This is a genomic window from Campylobacter sp. P0085 (assembly GCF_002139495.1).
Taxonomy (GTDB): Bacteria; Campylobacterota; Campylobacteria; order Campylobacterales; family Campylobacteraceae; genus Campylobacter; species Campylobacter devanensis.
Window position 1 is genome coordinate 17,731 of sequence record NZ_MJKB01000001.1, and the last position, 20,279, is coordinate 38,009.

At 33.1% G+C, this 20,279-nt stretch carries 23 protein-coding genes and 1 pseudogene; 9 read left to right on the forward strand and 15 right to left on the reverse strand.

Annotation, left to right across the window (positions count from 1 at the left end; translation table 11 throughout):
- Positions 1–50: 50 nt before the first annotated feature.
- The 15 genes and pseudogenes from CIGNP85_RS08630 to CIGNP85_RS00160 form a co-directional block, all read right to left on the reverse strand.
- Positions 51–710, reverse strand: a complete 660-nt coding sequence (locus tag CIGNP85_RS08630; RefSeq protein WP_236845064.1) for a methyl-accepting chemotaxis protein — start codon at positions 708–710, stop codon at positions 51–53.
- 462 nt (positions 711–1,172) lie between these two features.
- Positions 1,173–2,051 (reverse strand): annotated as a pseudogene (locus CIGNP85_RS08635) (nitrate- and nitrite sensing domain-containing protein); the annotation flags it as partial.
- A gap of 226 nt (positions 2,052–2,277) precedes the next feature.
- Positions 2,278–3,012: an oxidoreductase gene (locus CIGNP85_RS00100; protein WP_086286626.1), complete on the reverse strand. Its 735-nt coding sequence runs from the start codon at positions 3,010–3,012 to the stop codon at positions 2,278–2,280.
- Positions 3,005–3,703, reverse strand: a complete 699-nt coding sequence (locus tag CIGNP85_RS00105; RefSeq protein ID WP_086225031.1) for an acylneuraminate cytidylyltransferase family protein — start codon at positions 3,701–3,703, stop codon at positions 3,005–3,007. Before CIGNP85_RS00105 ends, CIGNP85_RS00100 begins: the two co-directional genes overlap by 8 nt.
- Positions 3,700–4,593, reverse strand: a complete 894-nt coding sequence (locus CIGNP85_RS00110) for a Gfo/Idh/MocA family protein (protein ID WP_086286627.1) — start codon at positions 4,591–4,593, stop codon at positions 3,700–3,702. Before CIGNP85_RS00110 ends, CIGNP85_RS00105 begins: the two co-directional genes overlap by 4 nt.
- Positions 4,590–5,627 (reverse strand): nucleotidyltransferase family protein, encoded by a 1,038-nt coding sequence (locus CIGNP85_RS00115; protein ID WP_086229696.1) that lies wholly within the window; start codon positions 5,625–5,627, stop codon positions 4,590–4,592. The genes CIGNP85_RS00110 and CIGNP85_RS00115 overlap by 4 nt, the downstream gene beginning before the upstream one ends.
- 40 nt (positions 5,628–5,667) lie before the next feature.
- A complete protein-coding gene (gene neuC / locus CIGNP85_RS00120; RefSeq protein ID WP_086252653.1) occupies positions 5,668–6,816 on the reverse strand; it encodes a UDP-N-acetylglucosamine 2-epimerase in 1,149 nt (382 codons plus the stop codon).
- Positions 6,813–7,811, reverse strand: coding sequence for an N-acetylneuraminate synthase (gene neuB, locus CIGNP85_RS00125; protein WP_086226806.1), 999 nt, complete (start codon positions 7,809–7,811; stop codon positions 6,813–6,815). The genes neuC and neuB overlap by 4 nt, the downstream gene beginning before the upstream one ends.
- A 3-nt stretch (positions 7,812–7,814) precedes the next feature.
- Entirely contained in the window at positions 7,815–8,822 is a 1,008-nt protein-coding gene (pseI, locus tag CIGNP85_RS00130; protein ID WP_086225036.1) for a pseudaminic acid synthase, read from the reverse strand.
- Between the two features lie 133 nt (positions 8,823–8,955).
- Positions 8,956–9,627, reverse strand: coding sequence for an energy transducer TonB family protein (locus tag CIGNP85_RS00135; RefSeq protein WP_086268687.1), 672 nt, complete (start codon positions 9,625–9,627; stop codon positions 8,956–8,958).
- The gene (gene exbD / locus CIGNP85_RS00140) at positions 9,624–10,010 is read right to left on the reverse strand and encodes a TonB system transport protein ExbD (protein ID WP_086225038.1); all 387 of its coding nucleotides are present in this window, start codon (positions 10,008–10,010) and stop codon (positions 9,624–9,626) included. Before exbD ends, CIGNP85_RS00135 begins: the two co-directional genes overlap by 4 nt.
- Complete coding sequence (gene exbB / locus CIGNP85_RS00145) at positions 10,007–10,432, reverse strand: TonB-system energizer ExbB (protein WP_086225039.1); 426 nt, start codon at positions 10,430–10,432, stop codon at positions 10,007–10,009. Before exbB ends, exbD begins: the two co-directional genes overlap by 4 nt.
- 347 nt (positions 10,433–10,779) lie before the next feature.
- Entirely contained in the window at positions 10,780–11,565 is a 786-nt protein-coding gene (locus CIGNP85_RS00150; protein ID WP_086286628.1) for a sugar phosphate isomerase/epimerase family protein, read from the reverse strand.
- Positions 11,555–12,226 (reverse strand): pseudaminic acid cytidylyltransferase, encoded by a 672-nt coding sequence (gene pseF, locus CIGNP85_RS00155; RefSeq protein WP_179187345.1) that lies wholly within the window; start codon positions 12,224–12,226, stop codon positions 11,555–11,557. The genes CIGNP85_RS00150 and pseF overlap by 11 nt, the downstream gene beginning before the upstream one ends.
- Entirely contained in the window at positions 12,226–12,966 is a 741-nt protein-coding gene (locus tag CIGNP85_RS00160) for a thioredoxin domain-containing protein (protein ID WP_086238927.1), read from the reverse strand. The genes pseF and CIGNP85_RS00160 overlap by 1 nt, the downstream gene beginning before the upstream one ends.
- 369 nt (positions 12,967–13,335) lie before the next feature.
- Here CIGNP85_RS00160 and CIGNP85_RS00165 point away from each other — a divergent pair, with 369 nt between their 5' ends.
- From CIGNP85_RS00165 to CIGNP85_RS00205, 9 genes are all read left to right on the forward strand, one after another.
- On the forward strand, positions 13,336–14,403 hold the full coding sequence (locus CIGNP85_RS00165; RefSeq protein WP_442861927.1) for a cytochrome-c peroxidase: 1,068 nt from the start codon (positions 13,336–13,338) through the stop codon (positions 14,401–14,403).
- 176 nt (positions 14,404–14,579) lie between these two features.
- Complete coding sequence (rplU, locus tag CIGNP85_RS00170) at positions 14,580–14,888, forward strand: 50S ribosomal protein L21 (RefSeq protein ID WP_086286630.1); 309 nt, start codon at positions 14,580–14,582, stop codon at positions 14,886–14,888.
- Positions 14,889–14,900: 12 nt separating this feature from the next.
- Positions 14,901–15,158, forward strand: coding sequence for a 50S ribosomal protein L27 (gene rpmA / locus CIGNP85_RS00175; RefSeq protein WP_038455086.1), 258 nt, complete (start codon positions 14,901–14,903; stop codon positions 15,156–15,158).
- 74 nt (positions 15,159–15,232) lie between these two features.
- On the forward strand, positions 15,233–16,273 hold the full coding sequence (gene obgE, locus CIGNP85_RS00180) for a GTPase ObgE (RefSeq protein ID WP_086226798.1): 1,041 nt from the start codon (positions 15,233–15,235) through the stop codon (positions 16,271–16,273).
- A 68-nt stretch (positions 16,274–16,341) separates the two neighbouring features.
- On the forward strand, positions 16,342–17,106 hold the full coding sequence (proB, locus tag CIGNP85_RS00185; RefSeq protein WP_086229704.1) for a glutamate 5-kinase: 765 nt from the start codon (positions 16,342–16,344) through the stop codon (positions 17,104–17,106).
- Positions 17,103–18,017 carry a methionyl-tRNA formyltransferase gene (fmt, locus tag CIGNP85_RS00190; RefSeq protein WP_086286631.1) on the forward strand — a complete coding sequence of 305 codons (915 nt, stop codon included), beginning with the start codon at positions 17,103–17,105 and terminating at the stop codon, positions 18,015–18,017. Before proB ends, fmt begins: the two co-directional genes overlap by 4 nt.
- The gene (locus tag CIGNP85_RS00195) at positions 17,992–18,630 is read left to right on the forward strand and encodes a biotin--[acetyl-CoA-carboxylase] ligase (protein ID WP_236845535.1); all 639 of its coding nucleotides are present in this window, start codon (positions 17,992–17,994) and stop codon (positions 18,628–18,630) included. The genes fmt and CIGNP85_RS00195 overlap by 26 nt, the downstream gene beginning before the upstream one ends.
- Positions 18,627–19,409 carry a ParA family protein gene (locus CIGNP85_RS00200; RefSeq protein WP_086225049.1) on the forward strand — a complete coding sequence of 261 codons (783 nt, stop codon included), beginning with the start codon at positions 18,627–18,629 and terminating at the stop codon, positions 19,407–19,409. Before CIGNP85_RS00195 ends, CIGNP85_RS00200 begins: the two co-directional genes overlap by 4 nt.
- 1 nt (position 19,410) lies before the next feature.
- A complete protein-coding gene (locus tag CIGNP85_RS00205; protein ID WP_086225050.1) occupies positions 19,411–20,247 on the forward strand; it encodes a ParB/RepB/Spo0J family partition protein in 837 nt (278 codons plus the stop codon).
- Positions 20,248–20,279 lie beyond the last annotated feature (32 nt).

Here is a 20,279-nt window from a genome sequence, read left to right on the forward strand (position 1 = left end):
TGCAATGACTAAAAGCTTAGCCATTGCAGCAAATACTATTAACCAAGCTATTAAAACTTAAATTCGCTAATTTTATCCCTTAAATTCTCAGCTTTATGCTCTAGTGTATCAGAAACTGAGCTAATTTTATCCATTGAATTTGAGATATTTTGTAGCCTATCATTTAATGTTTTATTATTACTTAGTAGGTTATTGGTTTTATCATTTAACTCTTTTGAACTAGCCATTGCTTGGGTAGCTAGGGCGATGACATGATCAATGTTATCATTTGCTGTTTGGATTGTATTTTGAATATTTTGCGCTTCATCGACAAATGTCGTAAAATCTCTTGAGGTTTGTGTGATTTTTGAGCTTACATCATCAATTGACTTAGTAATAGCATTGATAGTTATATCAATCTCATCTAAAGATTTGCCAGTTCTTTCAGCTAGCTGTCTAACCTCATCAGCAACAACTGCAAATCCTCTACCATGTTCGCCTGCTCTTGCTGCTTCGATGGCGGCATTAAGTGCAAGAAGGTTGGTTTGATCAGCAATATCTGATATAGTTGTTAGAATATTCTTAACATTTTGAGCATCATTATTTAGCATTGAGATATTAGTTAATAGCTCTTGTTGGCGACTTGCATCAAGCGTTACTAGCTCAGAGAATTCAGATATAACGCTAGAGGTTGAGCTTAGTTCATTTTTAGCTGTGATGATATTGTTCATTGTATCATTGCTTTTTAAAGCATTATCGCTTAGGCTATCTTCTACGCTATGACCGATTATTTGTGAATCTTTTGATAGTTTAAAGCCCTCTTGAGTATCATTTTGAATTACTTTTGACTCGCTTAGTAAGTCATTTGCAATTTGTAGATTTTGCTGAATTTGTCCATCAAGCTGACCAAATAGCTGTCTAATAACTTTTAAAAATCCTTCTATTTGTTCATAGATTAGCCCAATCTCATCTTTGCCTTTGTTTAGAACATTGTTTGGTCTAATATCTTTTGTTTTTTGGACATATACTAGATAGTTTAGGATTTTAGCAATTCTACTATTAATATTATGGATTATAATGTAGCTAAATCCAAATGTAGCAATAAATGCAAAGGCTAAAATTCCAATTGAGAAAACAAGCACATTAATATTGCTTTGTCTTATCTGGTCTATGTCTTGAATCAATCTAGCTGCTAGTCTATCTTCTATCTGTTTTAAGATATCAATCTTTTTGGTAATAGTAGCAAACCAGTATGTACCACTAGTCTCAAATCCGCCAGTAAATGCATTTTTCATCGCCACAGCTCTCATACGCTCAACTTCTTGAAAATCTTTGTTTCCACTAGTTATATTGTTATAATTGATTAGCTCCTCAGGGTCTACATATTTTTTAAACTCTTCTGTATATAGATTTTGAGCTACAACTAATGCGATAAATTTGTTATAAATTCCATCGCCGAATTTATCAGCTGAGAATGTATTTGATAAGACTGCTCTTTCTTGACCGGCATTTTCTTTAGCATTTATAAAGCTCACAAATGCAGTTAAAGAGCGGATTATTTTGTAGTTGTTTGAGATATTAGAGATTACTACTATATTATTGATTAGTTTTGAGATAGTATTTGTATAGTATCCTAAAACATCTCCTACTTTAACGCTAAAATTATCTACACCTCTTCTTATAGATTGGATATTATTTAGTGCATTTATTGTATCTTTTATAGAGTCCCTAAGCTCAACTGGATATGCATCTATTTCAAATTTAGATAGATTTTCATTAAGCTTATTTATCTCTTTATCGCTTAGTTGGCGTTGATTTAGTAGAATTTTTTTAAAATCCTCACTTTTACTACCTAGATATCCTGATGATGAACCTCTTTCTTTTTGTAGTTCATGTATTACAAGTGAAATTTGAGATGAGAGCAAGATTCCATCTTCGAGTAATTGAGTGCGTTTATAGGTATCATACTCTTTATTGATGAGATTGCCAGCTATGATCATAGCGACGATGAGCGGAATGACGATGAGAATAAGCATCTTATTCTTAATCTTGAAATTGTCAAATATCGACATATTTTATCCTTTCAAAATATGAATTAATTCGTCTGATATTTTACTATTAATAAATTATTTTTAGATTAAAAGTTTGGATTTGAGATTAAAAAATTTATTTTTATGAGAGAATTTGGAGTTTGATAGTATTATTATATAATTATCATTGATAGTTAGTATCACTTGGCTTTGATACTGCTTAGATTTTGGCATAGATTACTACGCCAAAATTTTTACTCTACTAAGATTATAAGCAAAATCCATCATCTACGATTATATTTTGTCCATTAATAAACTGGCTATAATCACTAAGTAAAAATATTAAAGCCCCACAGATATCATCTGGGTCTAACATACCTTTATTTAGACAGACATTTTTGTATTGACTTAGAAATATCTCATTTTGGTTATCTAGTATTCCACCTGGACTTATGCAATTGACTCTAATATTATTCCCTTTTAGATATTTAGCTAGGTAGCGACTTAGATGAATAACTCCAGATTTAATAGCGCTATAGGCTACTGGAGAACTCATCTGTGTATTTTTATAGGTTTGAAATTTAGGTGCTACTACGCCTTGAATAGATGAGAGTGTGATTATATTGCCATATCCTTGTGATTTAAAAAATTTAGCAAATCTTTGCATAACCAAAAACGCTCCACCAAGTTGAAGATTGGTATTAGTGCAAAAATCCTCATACTCTACATCAAAAAAGTGGTTAGAAAAGCTTTTTGTTCTTGGATAGGCAGAATTTACTACAGCGTCTATTTTGCCATATTTTTTACTCGTTAATTCTATTAGATTATCAAGTGAGCTTTTATTAGTTATATCAGTATGGATAAACTCACAATCTAGTTTTGTGTTTGGCTGATTTATATCTGCGTTTATTACAGTAGCGTGATTTTGTATAGCTGATTTTACAAAGGCTTTGCCGATTAATCCTGAACCGCCAATTATTATAACTACTTTATCTTTAAGCATTTTTACTCCTTAAAATATGCTCTACTATCATAAAATCAAGCTCATCATCTATATCAATGCTGCGATTTGCAGGCATTACATATAGTCCAGTTTTAGGTAAAAACAAGGTATCGTTATTTAATAAAACTAAAGATTTCCATATATAAATTGAAGCATTCATATCATATGTAGCCGGAGCATCTTGACGGCGTAAAATTTGATTTGGTAGAGTTTTGCTAAGATTTATCTTGCCATCTATTTTTTCTATTAGATTAAAGTATGGACTTCTACGACTTGGCGTAGCAGTAATAAGAATATCATTATCATCTTGTATAAACTGCTCAAAAGCCATATTAATATCGCTAGATAGACGCAAAGGAGATGTAGCATCAAGGTCTATAATATAATCAAATTTATGTTTATAATACTCTTGACTTTTTAGTAAGGCATCACGGATTACAGCTAGTTTGCCAGCAGTATCACTAGCTAAAGCGCTATCTCGTTTAAAAAAGACCTCCGCTCCATATTTTTGTGCTGTAGAGGCTATCTCATCGCTATCAGTACTAATTACAATATGTTTAAATAAACCGCACTCTTTGGCTTGATTTATAGTGTGAGCAATGAGCGGAAGACCGGCAATTGGGCGGATATTTTTATTTTTTACACCTTTGCTACCGCCTCTAGCGCAAATGGTACATAGTATATTGCTCATATATTTTCCTTTTGAATTTGATCTATTAGTTGCATTGTATCCATAGCTTGAGAAAATGTACATATATGATTTTGTAGGTTTAAAGCATCTATATGCATCGCTTTGAAAGTATCGTTTCTTTGTAAATTTGGTTTTTGTATTTGAGTGATTTTTCCATCTTGATCTACTATTTTAAGTATATTTGCGATGAGGTCAAGATGATAGGTATTATTATTTGTCTCAATTAAAATTTGACGATATGGTGTTTTGCTTAGATAATTTAGGCTGATATTTATTAAAGTCTTATTGCATTTAGCTAAAATCATACAAATATCATCGCTAGTGATATTTAAATTTGATACTTTGGCTTGATAAGATTTAATCAATTCTAATTTAGAATCGCATAAAAAGCTAAGATAATCAATCTCATGACTAAGATCTAACAAAACGCCTCCGCCAAGCTCCTTTTTAGCGCTATATGAGCTAGTATATTTTCGTTTTCGCCATGATGGCAAATATTGACCACAGCGAGCTTCAATAGTTAAAATATCGCTTGGATTTAGCATATTTTTTAGCTCTAAAATTAGTGGATGAAAACGCAGATTATACCCAATAAAAATCTTATTGTTTGGATTAAAATCTCTAAATTTATCAAATAATGGCTTTTCGCAAAGTATTATTTTATTACAGACATTTAAATCAATATAGCTTAAATGTTTAAAATGCAAATATGTAGGCGAGGCAATGATAAAGTAATCAAACTGATTTATATCTACTGTTTCAAGCTCTTTATAACATTTTATATCAATAATTTTTTGTGATGAAATGGCGCTAATATCAAATCCTAATGAGCGCAAAACATCAGCGTGGCGGCGACCAATTGACCCCATAGAAAGTATAAGCGCTCTCATGAGAAAATCTCACTATAAAGCTCATTTGCCAGGTTGTACTCTTCGATTCTGCCTATATCTAGCCACTCTTCATTAATTAGATAAGCTTTTGGATTTTGATTTTTAGTAGCTAAAGAGTTAAAAAGATCTGGCATATCTAGATACTCATTTTTTGGAATAAAATTTAGGATTTGTGGGTTTAACATATAGATTCCAGCACTTACATGGAATTTTTGGCGTGGCTTTTCAGTGATAGATTTGATAGTATTATCATCTAAATTTACCACCCCATATGGCACTTGCATCTCATATTCTCGCACACACATTGTAGCAACAGATTTGTGAGCTGTATGATAGTCGTGAAGTTTAGTAAAATCAGTATTTGTTAGCAGGTCGCCATTCATTACAAAAAAATCATCTTTTGGTGGATTTATCAAGCTTAGCGCCCCAGCTGTACCAAGGCGTTTATCTTCAAAAACATAGTTTATGTTTACACCAAATTTTTTTCCATCGCCAAAGTAGTTTGTAATAATCTCAGCCTTGTAATTGACACAAATAGTAAAATCGCTATACCCATTTGCAAGAAAGCTTTCTATGATTGTTTGTAGAATTGGTTTTGGACCTACATGAAGCATTGGCTTTGGAATTTGATTAGTTAGCGGGCGAAGCCTTGTGCCTAATCCGCCAGCCATTAATATAACCTGGTTTGGTTTTTTAAAGTTTGGTTCATAAATATTAACAATAGCAGTTGCGATATCATTTTCATCGATAATTGGAATGTAGCGTATATTTTTAGCTTTGGCTTTAGCAATGATATCTGGAGAGACATGCAACGAGTGCGAAACTATAGGCGTGCGATAGTATAGGGATTCAATACTTTGAGTTAGCTCCATTGAGCTTAATAATCCTCGCCTAATATCACCATCACTAATTGTACCTAAAAGTTTGCCATCGCTATTTACAACTAGCGCCATTTGGAGTGAGCCACTATCTATTATTTTAAGAGCCTCTTTTATACTGCTAGTTGGGCTTAGCTTTAGAGAGTTTATATTCATATTATGGCCTTTTTGGGGTAGACCCCCCCCCAATTTAAAGTCATACCAAATCCTTAAATCTTTTGACTGTGATATCTTTTAAATTTATATTTTTTAGAACTTTGATTATGGTTTTACTAGGCTTTGAGTTGCCATATGGATTTTGTTTTTTCTGGACTATTTTTTGAAATTTTGGACTATAGGCAAGTTTTATTGCTTTTAAAATTTGCGCCTTTATAGGCTTGATATCTATGATGCTTGGTGCTTTTAGTCTGCCATCTTGTCTTGGGCCTATATTTATGGTTGCGACTCCCATACTAGGGGCTTCTAGTAATCCGCTAGAGCTATTACCTAAAATTATATCTACATGCTTAAGTGCGCTTAGGTATCTTAGGCTTCCAAGGGAGGCAAAGGCGATACAATTAGGGCGAGATTTGACATATTCATCTATCATTTTATTTATAGCTATTCCGCCAGCATCACTATTAGCTTTTGTAAAAATTATATTTGTATCTTTTAATTCATTTAGTGCTTTTAAAATCTCTTTAAAATCTTTTTTATTATCTGTTTGAGTAGTAAGTGGATGGTAGGTTACTAGGATATTTTTTTTATTTAGATTAAATTTAATTGAGTCTTGAAATTTGGCTTTATTTAATAGCTTTAGCCTTTTTATATTTTCAATTCCCATACCGCCAACATTAAAGATAAATTTAGGATCTTCGCCTAATTGAGCTACTCTTTTAGCATACTCTTTATTTGCAGTAAAATGGATATGCGACATCTTTGTAATGCTATGCCTAAATGACTCATCAATAGCTCCAGCGCTGAGTTCCCCACCGTGAATGTGAGCTATTGGAATACCTAATACTAGGGCCGCAGATGCTGCGCAAAATATCTCATATCTATCGCCTAAAACCACAACAATATCAGGATCTAGTTCGCTTAAGGCTTTGCCAATCTCGCTAGTAGCTACTCCCATAGATTTGCATACACCAAGAGCATCATTGGCAAAATTTAAAATATCAACCTTTTTATTGATATTAAACTCATCTTGAATTTGTAAATATGTATTGCCAAAATCGCTTCGCAAATGACTACCTGTTACAATTAATTGAAGTTGCAGACTTTTGCTGATGCTAAGCTCTTTAATCAGCCAATAAAGTAGACCATATTCAGCTCTTGATCCAGTTATTACGCATATTTTTCTCATATTATCTCATCTTTTTTATAATTTTTTTGTGCTGGAGTTCCTATTATTTCATCCCATTTCATTGGGCTAATTCCTGCTGGCGTGGTACGTTTTGTAGTGATATTATCATCGGTAAAAATTTCACCTTTTTTAATATCAAATTTAGCTACAATAGACTTTCTAGCAATGTTTATATTTTTTATCTCGCTTGGGCTTGGGCTTTTGATTCCATCGCCTAGGGCTAGCTCAATTGCTCGAATTCCAGCTACCATTTGAGCTAATTCGTTTGGTTCTAAACTAGCCTTGTGATCTGGGCCTGGCTGAGTCTTATCTAGGGTAAAGTGCTTTTCAATCACACTTGCCCCAAGCGCAACCGCTGCAATTGGCACAGCAATTCCTAATGTGTGATCACTATAGCCAAATTTAACTCCAAATTCAGCCCCAATACTAACCATTGCTTTTAAATTAACATCGCAAAAAGGTGTAGGATATTCAGTATTTGCATGCAAAATCGTGATATCTTCTAGTGCTACATTGGTAGTAAGAATATTAAAAGCATCCCAAATCTCAGCCATTGTAGCCATCCCAGTTGATAAAATTATTGGTTTTTTAAATTTAGCAATAGTACGAAGTAGCGGTAGATTTGTTAGTTCGCCACTTGGGATTTTAAATTTGCTCAGACCAAGCTCAAAAAGTAAATTTGCTGAATCAATATCAAATGGAGTAGATAAAAACTCAATTCCAATATTTTTGGTATGCTCTATTAGTTTAGTATGGGATTTAATACTTAGCTCAAGGGCCTTTAGCATCTCATATTGGCTTTGTTTAGAATCTGTAGTTTGTTTTTGATAGGCTGCCTTTAAAGCAGTTTTACTAGCTAAATTTTCAGCTTTAAAGGTTTGAAATTTAACAGCATCAGCACCGGCCTTTTTAGCTTCATCTATTAATTTTTTAGCTGTGTTTAAATCTCCATTGTGATTTACTCCAGCTTCTGCTATTATATAGACTTTTTGCATAGCTTACTCAAAGTCGCTAAGTTCTAAAGGCTTAGCAAATTTAAGATCTTTTGTAGCTTTTTTGCCAATGGCTTGTTCATAATATCGTGGGTGAAGACCTTGAGCTGGGCGAATAGAGCGGATATTTTCAGGGGTTAAAATTTCTCCTTTTTTAATATCTTTTGTTACAAAAAGCGATCTAGCATATTTACGATTTTGCTCGCTAAAGCTATAATCAACCTTACCAAGGGCTTTATATGCATTTTTAACCGCTTGAGCCATTGCGCTAAATTCATCTTTGTTTAGCGAAAATCCGCTATCTTCTCCACCTAAGGCTCTATCAAGAGTAAAGTGCTTTTCAATCACACTAGCTCCAAGAGCTACAGCAGTGATTGGTACTTCTAAGCTCATTGAGTGATCGCTTAGCCCAACCTTTACACCAAGTGGAGCAAATCTAGCCATCATATCAGAGATAGTTGCAATATTCATATCTTCTATTTGAGCTGGGTAGTTAGAGGTACATTTTAGGATTGTAATATCGTGATTACCAACACTTTTGCATGCGTCAATTGCCTCGTAAATTTCATCAATTGTGCTAACTCCAGTAGATATTATCATTGGCTTTTTATGCTTTGCAGCATATCGAATAAGTGGATAATCCATCGCTTCAAAAGAGGCTATTTTATAGCGACTGACATTGATGCTTTCTAAAAAATCAACTGCGCTAAAATCAAACGGTGTGCTAAAAAACTCAATCCCAATCTCATCAGCATAAGCTTTTAAATCAGCCTGCCATTGCCACGGCGTGTAGGCCTTTTGGTATAATTCATAAAGGCTTTGTCCGGCCCAAAGTCCATCATCTCTAGTCATAAATATCTCATCACGGCAATCAATCGTAATAGTATCTGCTGTATATGTTTGAACTTTAATAGCATCAGCACCGCACTCTTTGGCAGCTTTGATAATTTTAAATGCTAAATCTTTATCTCCGCAGTGATTAGCCGACATCTCAGCTATAACAAATGGATTCATGATAACTCCAAATTTGATTTTATAGATTGTATCTAAAAAAGGTCAAAATATAGCTACAAATGTAGAAATTTAATCTAAATTTTTAATCCAAATCCAAATCGCCCAAAGACAAGATGAGCAAATTTAGTAGTTTTTAGTTTATTTTATAAACTAGCGGGATTTGAATTTGAACGGTTTTATCGTGTTTTGGAAAATTTTTAGCGGCTGCTGTTATTGTAGCTATAGCAGCATCATTTAAAGCTTTATGTTTGGAAGCTTTTAGTATTTTAAGAGATTTTAACTCCATATCTTTTGTCCATATAAACTCAACTAATACATTGCCTTGTTGTCTTAGTCTTTTAGCGGTGCGTGGGTATATGTGATTATCATTTATAGCTGATTTTATCGCTGCTAAAAATGGATCTAGTGTAGCGCTAGTTATATTATATGTTTGTATTTGTTCTACTGGTTGGGCTTGTGCTGCTGGAGTGGTTTGTGCTGCTTGTGTAGTTTGTTCTATTTTTTTAGCCGGTTTAGATTCTATAGGCATTGGTTTTGGAGTTGGAGTTGGCTTTGGTTTGACTGGAGTTGGTTTTGTGGTTTTGATTGGTTCGATTTTTTGAACTTGTTTTGGTGTCTCAAATTTATGTGTTTGCACTGGAGCTGGTTTTGGAATTTGGACTATCTGATTTAGGCTAATGCTTTGTGTAGTGATAGCTGGAACGATTGGTTTTAATGCATTTAGACCAAACCAAATAAATGGAATAAATAGCATACTAGTTAAGCAAAATGATTGGGTTTTGCTTGAGTAAATTGCTCGTATCATCGTGTTTTCTCCGTAATGATTGAGAAATTTTGGTGATTATTGACCTTTAAAATATCAATAATTTTGACAAAGCTATCAAATTTAGCACCTTTGTCGCTTTTTAATTCAACTACTGTTTGTTTTGGCGTAGCAGCAATTTTAACCTCAAGGTCGTTAATATCTATGATAGTATCGTTGAGATAAAAGTTATCATTTTGGTCGATTATGATGGTTAGCTTTTCTTTGGATTCTAGCGGTTGAGCTGAGCTAGCATTTGGAAGATCTACTTTGATTTGTCCACTAGCAATAAATGTAGAAATGCTAAGCACCATAGCTAAAACAACAAGCATAATATCTATAAATGGGATTATATTTAGCCCTTCGTTTTTAGGTAAATTTATCAATTTTGTGCCTTATTTGTGTATTGACTAGAGATGAGATTTACCCATCGTAATAGATAATTATAAGCTATTAGACTTGGTATAGCAACTAATAGGCCAAGGGCTGTGGCCTTAAGCGCAAGTGAGAGGCCTAAAACTACACTTTTGACATCAATAGTAGCTGAAATACTCATATCATAAAAGCTAATCATAATCCCAATAACAGTACCTAAAAGTCCGACATACGGGGCATTTGAGTAGATTATATATAGTGTTGTAAGATTATAGCTTAGAGCATTATCAAGCTTGGTTTGGCTAGTGTAGCTGTTTATATCTACTTTGCGTAAGAACAACACTCTTTCTATCACGCACCAGCAGGCTATAAACGCCATAATTCCTAAGGTAGCAAATATAATATAATCTATATATTCTTTTAAAAATTCCATATAATTCTCCAAATCTTTTTGATAATTATACTCAATTTAACTTTAAATTAAGATTATAAAAATAGCATAAATTAGGAAATAAATTTGATATAAATTATTAAATATCTTTTTAATTTCATAATCTTAAGAATTATTATCATAGTTGAGATGTGATTTTGGAAAATTAGTACGGCATTAATAGCTAAATAATTTATTATAATTATTTTTATGTTTTTAAATTTACAATATTTAAATAATTTGATATATTATTAATTTAAGTGATAAATTTATATTTAGAGTTAAATTTGAGATTGAAATTTTAATCCCAAATTTAGCAATAAAATAAATTTATTAAAAATACTATAAAATTACTTAGTATTTTTAATTAGCAATTTTAAAATTGAGCAATCCTTAGCAAAATCATCTAAATTATCTTTGCTATCTTTTATGGTTTCAATGGCTAAAAACTCTCCGCCACGCAATAGGCCTAGTACTTTAGCTAAATCAATACTCCCATCACCAAAATGCATATGTGCATCAAGTTTTGCGTTCTCATCGTTATCGCTTAGATGATAAATTCTAGGATTTAGCTCGTTTAATTTAGCAATATACTCATAAGGATTTAATCCTTGATAGTTTGCGCTACAAAGCGCATGTCCAGCATCAAGGCAAAACTCACATCCTACTTCGTCTAAAATTCGCTTAATACTCAAAAAATCTGCCCCTACGCAAAATGCGGTTCCATTGTCCATTGGTACAATATATGGTTTATTTTCGATAGCAAATTTGAGATTTTTTACCATTTTCATCTGTCGCACGCTCTCATCAATGCTTCCACCAATTCCAGGATGAAATACGGTATAAACGGCTTCTAGCTCGCCGCTATAGCGTTTTACTTGTTCGCATAATTCTAGATTATAACGCTGTTTATTAGGATTTGAAAAATCTAACCCACTGCTAAAATGTGGCGCATGAATGGCAAATTTAACACCGCAATCTTTAGCTAAATTTTTCCACAAAGGTAGCATTTGCAAGCTATTAGGCACGGCATAAAGTTCGATATAATCATACTCGCCACACTCATAAAGCTCTTTAGCTGGTGCTATATAATTCTCATTTAAACTCCAAAGCTTTAGTCCAATTTTATAGCTCATTTTTTACCTTAAATTTAATCTCTGCCATCTTCCAATCCTCCATTGTATCGATATCTTGCGCTACAGATTCATCTATTATATATGGAATTATATTTTTACCATTTAGCTTTGTGCCTTTGTAAAAGTAAAACATTCCTACATCATGATACATAGGCTCTAAATCTTGACTTCTTTTAGATGCATTTTGCGGCTCTCTATACTCTAAAAAACCATCTTTAATCCTAAAGGATCTTTGAATCGGAAAACTAAATTTAACAACAGGAGTAAGTCCATCAGCGCCACTTGATTTAAATTTATCATAAGCTAAGCGTAAAATCCCCCCATCTAAAAATGGCACGCACGGATAAACACAACAGACCACAGAAGGTTTAATTCCACGCTTTTGATACTGCTCTAAAACTTCAGTTAATACATCATTTGTAGTCGCATAATCATCTGAGTTTTTAGAAGATCTCATAAATGGTACATTTGCACCAAATTCTCTTGCTACAGTTGCGATTTCATCATCATCAGTTGAGACCATAATCTCATCGAAAATCCCTGAATCTTTGCACGCATCAATAGCGTATGCGATCATAGGCTTTCCCATAAATTCTTTAATATTTTTGCGTGGAATTCGTTTTGAACCACCACGAGCAGTAATAATAGCTAAAGCGTTCATTATAATCCTAGTGTTTTAGCATCAATTAGCATAGGCACACCACGTACAGCACCGGTGGTAAAAATTTTATCAACTTGAGCTTTAAACTTATCAATCTCTTCTTGGCTAATCATTTTAGGCTCTTTGGCATTTGGGGCAAAATATTTTCTTAGGATTTTTATTTTAGCGGTATCATTTTTAGCACTTTTTGCTTCGTTTAGTATCGCAATAGATTTTTTAATTGCAGGAATACCGTGGTTTGAGACTGGTGCTAGGATTATTTTTAAATTTGCGCTTTTTAGTTTAGCTTCAATTAGCTCTAAATCCTGGCGACAATATGGGCAATCTGGATCTGTAAATAGATATTTTGTCTCTTTGTTTTTATCATTGCCAATTGAGATTATATTATCTTTTGGTATTGATTTGATAAGTTCGCCTAGTTTTTTGGTTGCGTTTTCTATGGCGATTTTGGCTTGAGCGTTTTCAAAATTTGCTAGATAGCTGATTTTATTTTTAATATCAATCACATCAGGAAATATATAAGCCCCATCACTATAAAGTGCAATGTAAGCGCTATTTTCACCATCACTCATTTTGATTTTGATCTCTTCAAAATTTGTATTTGGTAGATTTTTGCGTGAGTCGATTGTGTATTTTAGCTCTTCATCGCCACCTTCAAAAACTTGTAAAATCTCAGCATCGCTAAGTGCGCCAAAAAGTAGGCTTGAACTAAGCAAAGAGCTTATAAAAATTTTTTTCATTATAATGTATCCTTGTTTAAAATGGCTAAGCTAAATTATATGGTTAAATTTTAAATAAAAATCAACAATTTTAAGGAAGATTTTAAGAATTTATACTAAATTTTGGTATTTTAGTAGGATAAAATTTACCAATGGTAACATTTTTACAATTTTATTTAATTTTTTTATTATAAATTTTTATTATAAATTTAGTTAAAGATATTTAAACGGTTGAGTCAACACTACCTTTTAAGCACTATTTTACCAATATAAAAAGATTAAATTTATCTTAATTAAAATAAGTAAAATTTATATTTAATACAAATAATTAATACTTAAAGAGTATTTTTAGCTTAAATTCGCTATTTTTTATTTACTTTCAATTATTATATTTCTAATCGCAAACCAAATTTTGTAAGGAGTTTCATTGTGAAAAGTAGATTACTTTTAAGTTCTGTATTAGTTGCTACATCTTTATTTGCTGCTAGTGATGCTGATCTTTTAAAAGCTGCTAAAGATGCTGGTTTAAAAGCACTTCCAACTACACAAGCTCAAGTAGATGAGTTGCTAAAAGAGATAGGCGTAAAACCAAATAAATTTACAAAAGCAAAAGCCGAACTCGGTAAAAAACTATATTTTGAGCCAAGATTATCAAAAAGCGGTATAATCAGCTGTAATACCTGCCACAACCTAGGTCTAGGCGGAACTGATGGTATCGCTGCTGCTGTGGGTCATAAATGGACGGTAAATCCACACCATCTAAATAGCCCAACAGTCTATAACTCAGTGTTAAACACAACACAATTTTGGGATGGTCGTGCTATGACTTTAGTAGATCAAGCCAAAGGCCCAATCGAAGCTGAACCAGAGATGGCTACTCCAGCTAAATTAGCTGTAGAAAGAATAAGCTCACTTCCAGAGTATCAGGCTGAATTTAAAAAAATATATAAAGATGGTATTACATTTGATAATATCGCCGATGCGATCGCAAGTTTCGAAAGAACACTTCTTACTCCATCTAAATTTGATAAATTTATGAATGGTGACTTAAAAGCTCTAAACAAAGCTGAAAAACAAGGCCTACAAACTTTCATTGACAAAGGTTGTGTTACTTGCCACACAGGTGTAAATCTAGGTGGATCTATGCAAGCATTTGAAGTAGCAGGTAAATATAAATTTGCTAATATTGGCGACTTTAAAGGTGATGCAAATGGTATGGTCAAAACTCCAACTCTAAGAAATATAGCAGAGACTGCTCCATACTTCCACAATGGTGCTATATGGAAACTTGATGAAGCTGTAAAAGAGATGGGAAGTGTCCAATTAGGTATCGAAATCAGCGATGCTGAAGCAAAAAGCATTATTAACTTCTTAAATGCTCTAACAGGCGAAAAACCAAAAGTTGTATATCCACAATTCCCAGCAAGCACAGAAGCTACTCCAAAACCAGAGCTATAATCTCAAAGCCTACCAACTCGGTAGGCTAAATTCAAATTTCACACCAAATTTAGTCAAAATTTATAATAAATTTAGTATAATCACGCCTTAATATCCAAAATAGCTCCATAAATCTCTTTAATAAATTTTTATTTAAGAGTGCTTTTTGGTCTTACCAAATTTTAAAGGATAGTTTGATGTATGCGATTATCAAACATGGCTCAAAACAGTATAAAGTTAGCGAAGGCGACTTCCTAAATTTAGATCATTTTGAAGCCGAAGCAAAATCAATTGTTGAAATCACTGAGGTTTTAGCAGTTAATGATGGCAGTTTAAAGGTAGGTGCGCCGTTTGTGAGTGGTGCAAAAGTTATTTTAGAAGTTATACGAGAAGGTAAAGACAAAAAAGTTGTTATCTACAAAAAACGCAGAAGAAAAGATTCAAAATTAAAACGCGGTTTTAGAAGAGAATACACTCGTGTAAAAGTTACAAGCATAAAAGCCTAAGGAGAGTAAGGTATGGCACACAAGAAAGGTCAGGGTTCAACCCAAAATAACCGTGATAGTATAGGTCGCCGCTTAGGTGTTAAAAAATTCGGTGGCGAGTTCGTAAGAGCCGGAAATATCATAATCCGCCAAAGAGGAACAGCAACTCACCCAGGCAACAATGTAGGTATGGGAAAAGATCATACTATATTTGCTTTGGTTGATGGTTTTGTGAAATTCGAAAGAAAAGATAAAGATAGAAAAAAAGTTTCTGTCTATCCAGCTGCATAATTTAAGCTCCGTAACGGGGCTTTCTCTTTAATTAATTTATTCTTTAAATAGCCTTTAGATAAAGGATATCCAAAATGTTTATAGATAGTGTAAATTTTACTGTAAGTAGTGGCAAAGGTGGGCCAGGCTGTGCTAGTTTTCGCCGTGAAAAGCATGTTCCTCTAGGTGGGCCAGATGGCGGTGATGGCGGAAATGGCGGTGATGTATATTTTATAGTTGATAATAATACGCATACTTTAGCAAACTACAAAGGTAAAAGAGTTTTAAAAGCTGCAAATGGCGTACCAGGACTTCCAAGAAATATGACTGGTAAAAAGGGTGAGAACCTTGAATTAATTGTACCGCCAGGAACTGCTGTGTATGATAATGATAGTGGAGAGTTGCTACTAGACCTTACAACTGAGGGGCAAAAAGAGTTATTTTTACTTGGCGGCAAAGGCGGTCTTGGCAATATTCATTTTAAAACTAGCGTAAATCAAGCACCTTCAAAAGCTCAGCCAGGACTTCCAGGTGAGACTAAGAATATTAGACTTGAATTAAAGCTGATTGCCGATGTTGGTCTTGTTGGTTTTCCAAATGTTGGTAAATCTACCTTAATCTCAGCTGTATCAAATGCTAAACCACAAATTGCAAATTATGAATTTACTACGCTTACACCAAAGCTAGGATTGGTTGAAGTAGATCAATTCAATGGATTTGTGATGGCTGATATTCCAGGTATTATAGAAGGAGCTAGTGATGGCAAAGGGCTTGGAATTAAGTTTTTAAAACATATCGAAAGAACTAAAGTTTTGCTATATATGATAGATTTAGCAAACTATAGAAGCCTTGAAGAGCAGTTTGAAACTCTAAGATCTGAAGTTGAAAAATTCTCACCTTTACTTGCTAAACGAAGTTTTGCCATTGCTCTTACTAGGGCAGATGTGGCTGAGGATATTGATAAAAAAGTTCAAAATTTTATATCTAAATTTGGCTTTGAAACAAAACAAAGTGGATATAAAATTGATACTTCACTTCCATATTTTGTAATGCCAATTTCAAGCGTTAGCGGAGAAAATTTAAAAGAGCTTAAATTCGCTCTTTTAGAGATTTTAAAAGATGATACTACAGCCTAAAATTAGGTGATAAATTTAGATAAATTTAGATATAATTCTAGCCCTAAATAATTATAAAAAGGGCTAGAGTGAAACGCATAGTTATAAAAGTTGGCTCACATGTTTTAAGCGATGAGAATGCAATTAGTCAAAGTAGAATAGACAATCTTTGTAAATTTTTAAGTGATTTAAGCAATAAATTTGAAGTTATTTTAGTTAGCAGTGGAGCAATTAGTGCTGGTCAAGCCAAATTTGATCTACCAAGAACAAGTGTTATAAATAAGCAAATTTTATCTAGTCTTGGACAACCATATTTGATGGAAATATACTCTAATACCTTATCAAAATATGGTAAAATGGCAGCTCAAATTTTGCTTACAGCAGGTGATTTTGACTCTAGAAAAATTACTAATCATGCTAAAAATGTAATTAATGGCTTGCTTGAAAATAAAATTCTACCAATTATAAATGAGAATGATTCTACAGGAATTAGCGAGATAGTTTATGGGGATAATGATAGATTATCAAGTGCGGTGGCGTACTATTTTGATGCTGATTTACTAGTTATATTAAGTGATATAGATGGTTATTATACAGCCGATCCAAGTTTAGATAAAACTGCTACAATAAGATCAGTAGTAACTAGTATCGATCAATCTGAATTAACTAAAAATTCGCAAACAGGCTCAAAGCATGGCACAGGTGGAATTACTACAAAGCTATTAGCGGCTGATTTTTTAATGCAAAATGGCAAAGATATGTTTTTAGCCAGCGGGTTTGATCTTAGTGTAGCAAAAGAGTTTTTGTTAAACTCAAACCAAATTGGCGGTACAATTTTTAAAGGTAAAAGATGAAAAATATAGTTTTTATGGGAACTCCAAGCTATGCTAGTAAAATTTTAGAAGAGATTTATAAGGCTAAATTTAATATTCTTGCTATCTATACTCAGCCTGATAAACCAGTAGGTAGAAGCCAAGCTCTTACCCCGCCAGATGTAAAAAAACTAGCCATAGATTTAGGACTTAATGATATAGTTTATCAGCCAAAATCTTTAAAAGAGAGCGGAGTTAAAGAGCATATTAAATCACTAAATCCTGATATTATTATAGTAGCAGCTTATGGACAGATTCTACCGCGTGAAATTTTAGATATTGCGCCATGTGTTAATTTGCATGCATCTATTTTGCCAGCATATCGTGGCGCATCTCCTATACAATCGGCTATTTTAGATAAAAATAGTTTAAGCGGAGTTACAGCTATGGCAATGAATGAAGGGCTTGATAGCGGTGATATTTTAGCCTTTAGTATTCTTGATATTACCAATATGAACTCATATGAATTATTTGATAAGTTAAGCATAATGGCTGCAAATTTGACTATTAAAATACTAAATGAGTATGAAAATATCAATCCAATCAAGCAGTTTGATGCTCTTAGTTCAAAGTGTAAAAAGATAAAAAAAGATGATGGTCTAGTTGATTTTAGTGTTGATAGTGCTAGTCAAATTTGGACAAAATTTTTAGCATATTATGGATGGCCAGGGATTTTTACTAAAAATGGAATAAAAATTTTAGATATAGAAGTAGCAAATTTAAATGGTGGAATTGGTGAAATTTTATCCATTAATGATAATGGTTTTGTAGTTGGTGTAAATAATGGAAGTATTTTAATAAAAACACTACAAGCAGCTGGTAAAAAATCAGTTGATGCAAAAAGTTATTTAAATGGCAAAAGGCTAGGTGTTGGAGATAGAGTATATTTGTGAGTGTCAATCGACACAAACTAAACTAATTGAAGATATAAAATCATTTAAAAAATATCCCCCGTGTGCTATAGTGGCTGATTGTCAAAGTCATGGCATAGGAAGTAGAGCAAATAACTGGCAGAGCCCAAAAGGCAATTTATACTTAAGCTTTGCAATAGATGCCAAGGATTTACCAAGCGACTTAGAGCCAGTATCTGCAAGCATATATTTTGCCTATATTTTAGTCTTGGCACTTAGAGAAAAGGGCTCAAAATTATGGCTAAAATGGCCAAATGATATTTATCTAGGAGAGCATAAAATTGCAGGTATCATTACAACAAAAATTAATAGCGTATATGTATGTGGAATAGGGCTAAATTTAAAAAGTGCTCCTAGCTTTGCTAAGTGCCTAGATATAGAGCTTAGTAGGGATTTTATACTAGATTTGTATTTTAAAAGTTTAAATGCTAAGCCGCAATGGAAGCAAATTTTTAGCAAATATTTGATAGAATTTGGATTGTCAAAGAATTTTTGTGTCCATATAGATGAGAAGCCAGTGAGCCTAAGCGGTGCTACATTGCAAAGCGATGGCTCGATAATAATAAATAATAAAAGGGTGTATTCAGCAAGATGAGTGAGGTTATAACCATTGCCAACCAAAAAGGTGGCGTAGGAAAGACTACTACAGCTGTCAATTTAGCAGCTTCGTTGGCTGTGGCTGAGAAGAGAGTTTTGCTACTTGATATTGATCCGCAAGCTAATGCGACGACTGGGCTAGGCTTTAAAAGAAGTGATTATGAATTTAATATCTATCATGTTTTAACTGGTAGAAAAAATATCAGCGAAATAATATTAAAAACAGAGCTGCAAATGCTTGATATTGCCCCATCAAATATTGGGCTAGTTGGTATTGAGCAGGAATTTAACGAGCAAAATCGTGACTATAAAAATATTTTAAAAAGCAAGCTAGCAACCATCCGTGATAGCTATGATTATATAATAATCGATAGCCCACCAACACTTGGAATTTTAACAATTAATGCACTAACTGCTAGTGATAGCGTTATTATTCCGATTCAATGCGAGTTTTATGCTATGGAGGGTTTAGCACAGATTTTTAACACTGTAAAAGTGATAAAAGAGACAACAAATCCAAAATTAGCTATCAAAGGATTCTTGCCTACGATGTATAGTTCGCAAAATAATCTCTCTAAAGAGACGGTTGCTGACTTGAAAAAACACTTTAGTAATAAGCTATTTAAGGCTGAAAACTGCGAAGATGGGTTTGTCATAATTCCTAGAAATGTTAAATTAGCTGAGAGTCCAAGCTTTGGTAAGCCAGTTATTTTATATGATATAAAATCTAGTGGCTCTTTAGCCTATCAAAAATTAGCTCACTCGATAATGGGGTAATATGGCACTTGGTAGAGGATTAGACTCCATCTTAGGTGATGTTGAGCAAGCATATAATAAGGAATTACACAAAGAGTTAGTAGCTGATATTGAAATTGATAGAATTGAGCCAAATCCGTTTCAGCCTAGACGAAATTTTAGCGATGAATCATTAAGAGAACTTAGTCAAAGTATCGAGCGTCACGGGCTAATTCAGCCAATTATTGTTATTAGAAAGGGTGATAATTTTACACTAATTGCTGGCGAAAGGCGTTTAAGGGCTACTAAACTTTTAGGAGAGGATAAAATCAAAGCAATCGTCGCAAATATCGGCGATAAAAATTTAAGAGAATTAGCACTAATTGAGAATATCCAAAGAGAGAATTTAAGCCCAATTGAACTAGCAAATGCATATCAAGAGCTAATTAATGAATATAAAATTACCCAAGAGGCTTTAGCGTCTATTGTTAAAAAAAGCAGAACGCAAATAACCAATACTCTAAGACTTTTAGGGCTTGATGAACATACTAAAGAGTTAATAGATGAGGGTAAAATTACTCAAGGTCATGCTAAGATTATGGTTGGTCTAAATAAAGATAATCAAAAACTAGTAGCTGATAGTATAATGGGGCAAAAGCTTAGCGTAAGAGATACTGAAAATTTAGTAAAAAGACTTAAAAATAGCAATCAAAGCAGACCAAGGATAGATTTTGAGGATAGAAAAAATTTAAATTTGCTTAAAGATTTAATTGAAGAACTTGGAATAAAATGTAAAATAAACGGGCAAAAAATTACTTTAAATTTAAATGATAGTAAAAAAATCGATAATATGATAAAAATAATTCAAAAAATTCAGTAGAATTTATTTTTTAATATTGTAAAATACTCGAT

Coding starts and splice junctions, on each gene's coding strand:
- CIGNP85_RS00115 (WP_086229696.1), bottom strand. CDS start 5,627: ATGAATATAAACTCTCTAAAGCTAAGCCCAACTAGCAGTATAAAAGAG.
- CIGNP85_RS00200 (WP_086225049.1), top strand. CDS start 18,627: ATGAGTGAGGTTATAACCATTGCCAACCAAAAAGGTGGCGTAGGAAAG.
- fmt (WP_086286631.1), top strand. CDS start 17,103: ATGAAAAATATAGTTTTTATGGGAACTCCAAGCTATGCTAGTAAAATT.
- rpmA (WP_038455086.1), top strand. CDS start 14,901: ATGGCACACAAGAAAGGTCAGGGTTCAACCCAAAATAACCGTGATAGT.
- CIGNP85_RS00110 (WP_086286627.1), bottom strand. CDS start 4,593: ATGAGAGCGCTTATACTTTCTATGGGGTCAATTGGTCGCCGCCACGCT.
- CIGNP85_RS00150 (WP_086286628.1), bottom strand. CDS start 11,565: ATGAGCTATAAAATTGGACTAAAGCTTTGGAGTTTAAATGAGAATTAT.
- CIGNP85_RS00135 (WP_086268687.1), bottom strand. CDS start 9,627: ATGATACGAGCAATTTACTCAAGCAAAACCCAATCATTTTGCTTAACT.
- obgE (WP_086226798.1), top strand. CDS start 15,233: ATGTTTATAGATAGTGTAAATTTTACTGTAAGTAGTGGCAAAGGTGGG.
- CIGNP85_RS00205 (WP_086225050.1), top strand. CDS start 19,411: ATGGCACTTGGTAGAGGATTAGACTCCATCTTAGGTGATGTTGAGCAA.
- neuC (WP_086252653.1), bottom strand. CDS start 6,816: ATGAGAAAAATATGCGTAATAACTGGATCAAGAGCTGAATATGGTCTA.
- pseF (WP_179187345.1), bottom strand. CDS start 12,226: ATGAACGCTTTAGCTATTATTACTGCTCGTGGTGGTTCAAAACGAATT.
- exbB (WP_086225039.1), bottom strand. CDS start 10,432: ATGGAATTTTTAAAAGAATATATAGATTATATTATATTTGCTACCTTA.
- CIGNP85_RS08630 (WP_236845064.1), bottom strand. CDS start 710: ATGAACAATATCATCACAGCTAAAAATGAACTAAGCTCAACCTCTAGC.
- CIGNP85_RS00160 (WP_086238927.1), bottom strand. CDS start 12,966: ATGAAAAAAATTTTTATAAGCTCTTTGCTTAGTTCAAGCCTACTTTTT.
- neuB (WP_086226806.1), bottom strand. CDS start 7,811: ATGCAAAAAGTCTATATAATAGCAGAAGCTGGAGTAAATCACAATGGA.
- CIGNP85_RS00105 (WP_086225031.1), bottom strand. CDS start 3,703: ATGAGCAATATACTATGTACCATTTGCGCTAGAGGCGGTAGCAAAGGT.
- pseI (WP_086225036.1), bottom strand. CDS start 8,822: ATGAATCCATTTGTTATAGCTGAGATGTCGGCTAATCACTGCGGAGAT.
- rplU (WP_086286630.1), top strand. CDS start 14,580: ATGTATGCGATTATCAAACATGGCTCAAAACAGTATAAAGTTAGCGAA.
- CIGNP85_RS00100 (WP_086286626.1), bottom strand. CDS start 3,012: ATGCTTAAAGATAAAGTAGTTATAATAATTGGCGGTTCAGGATTAATC.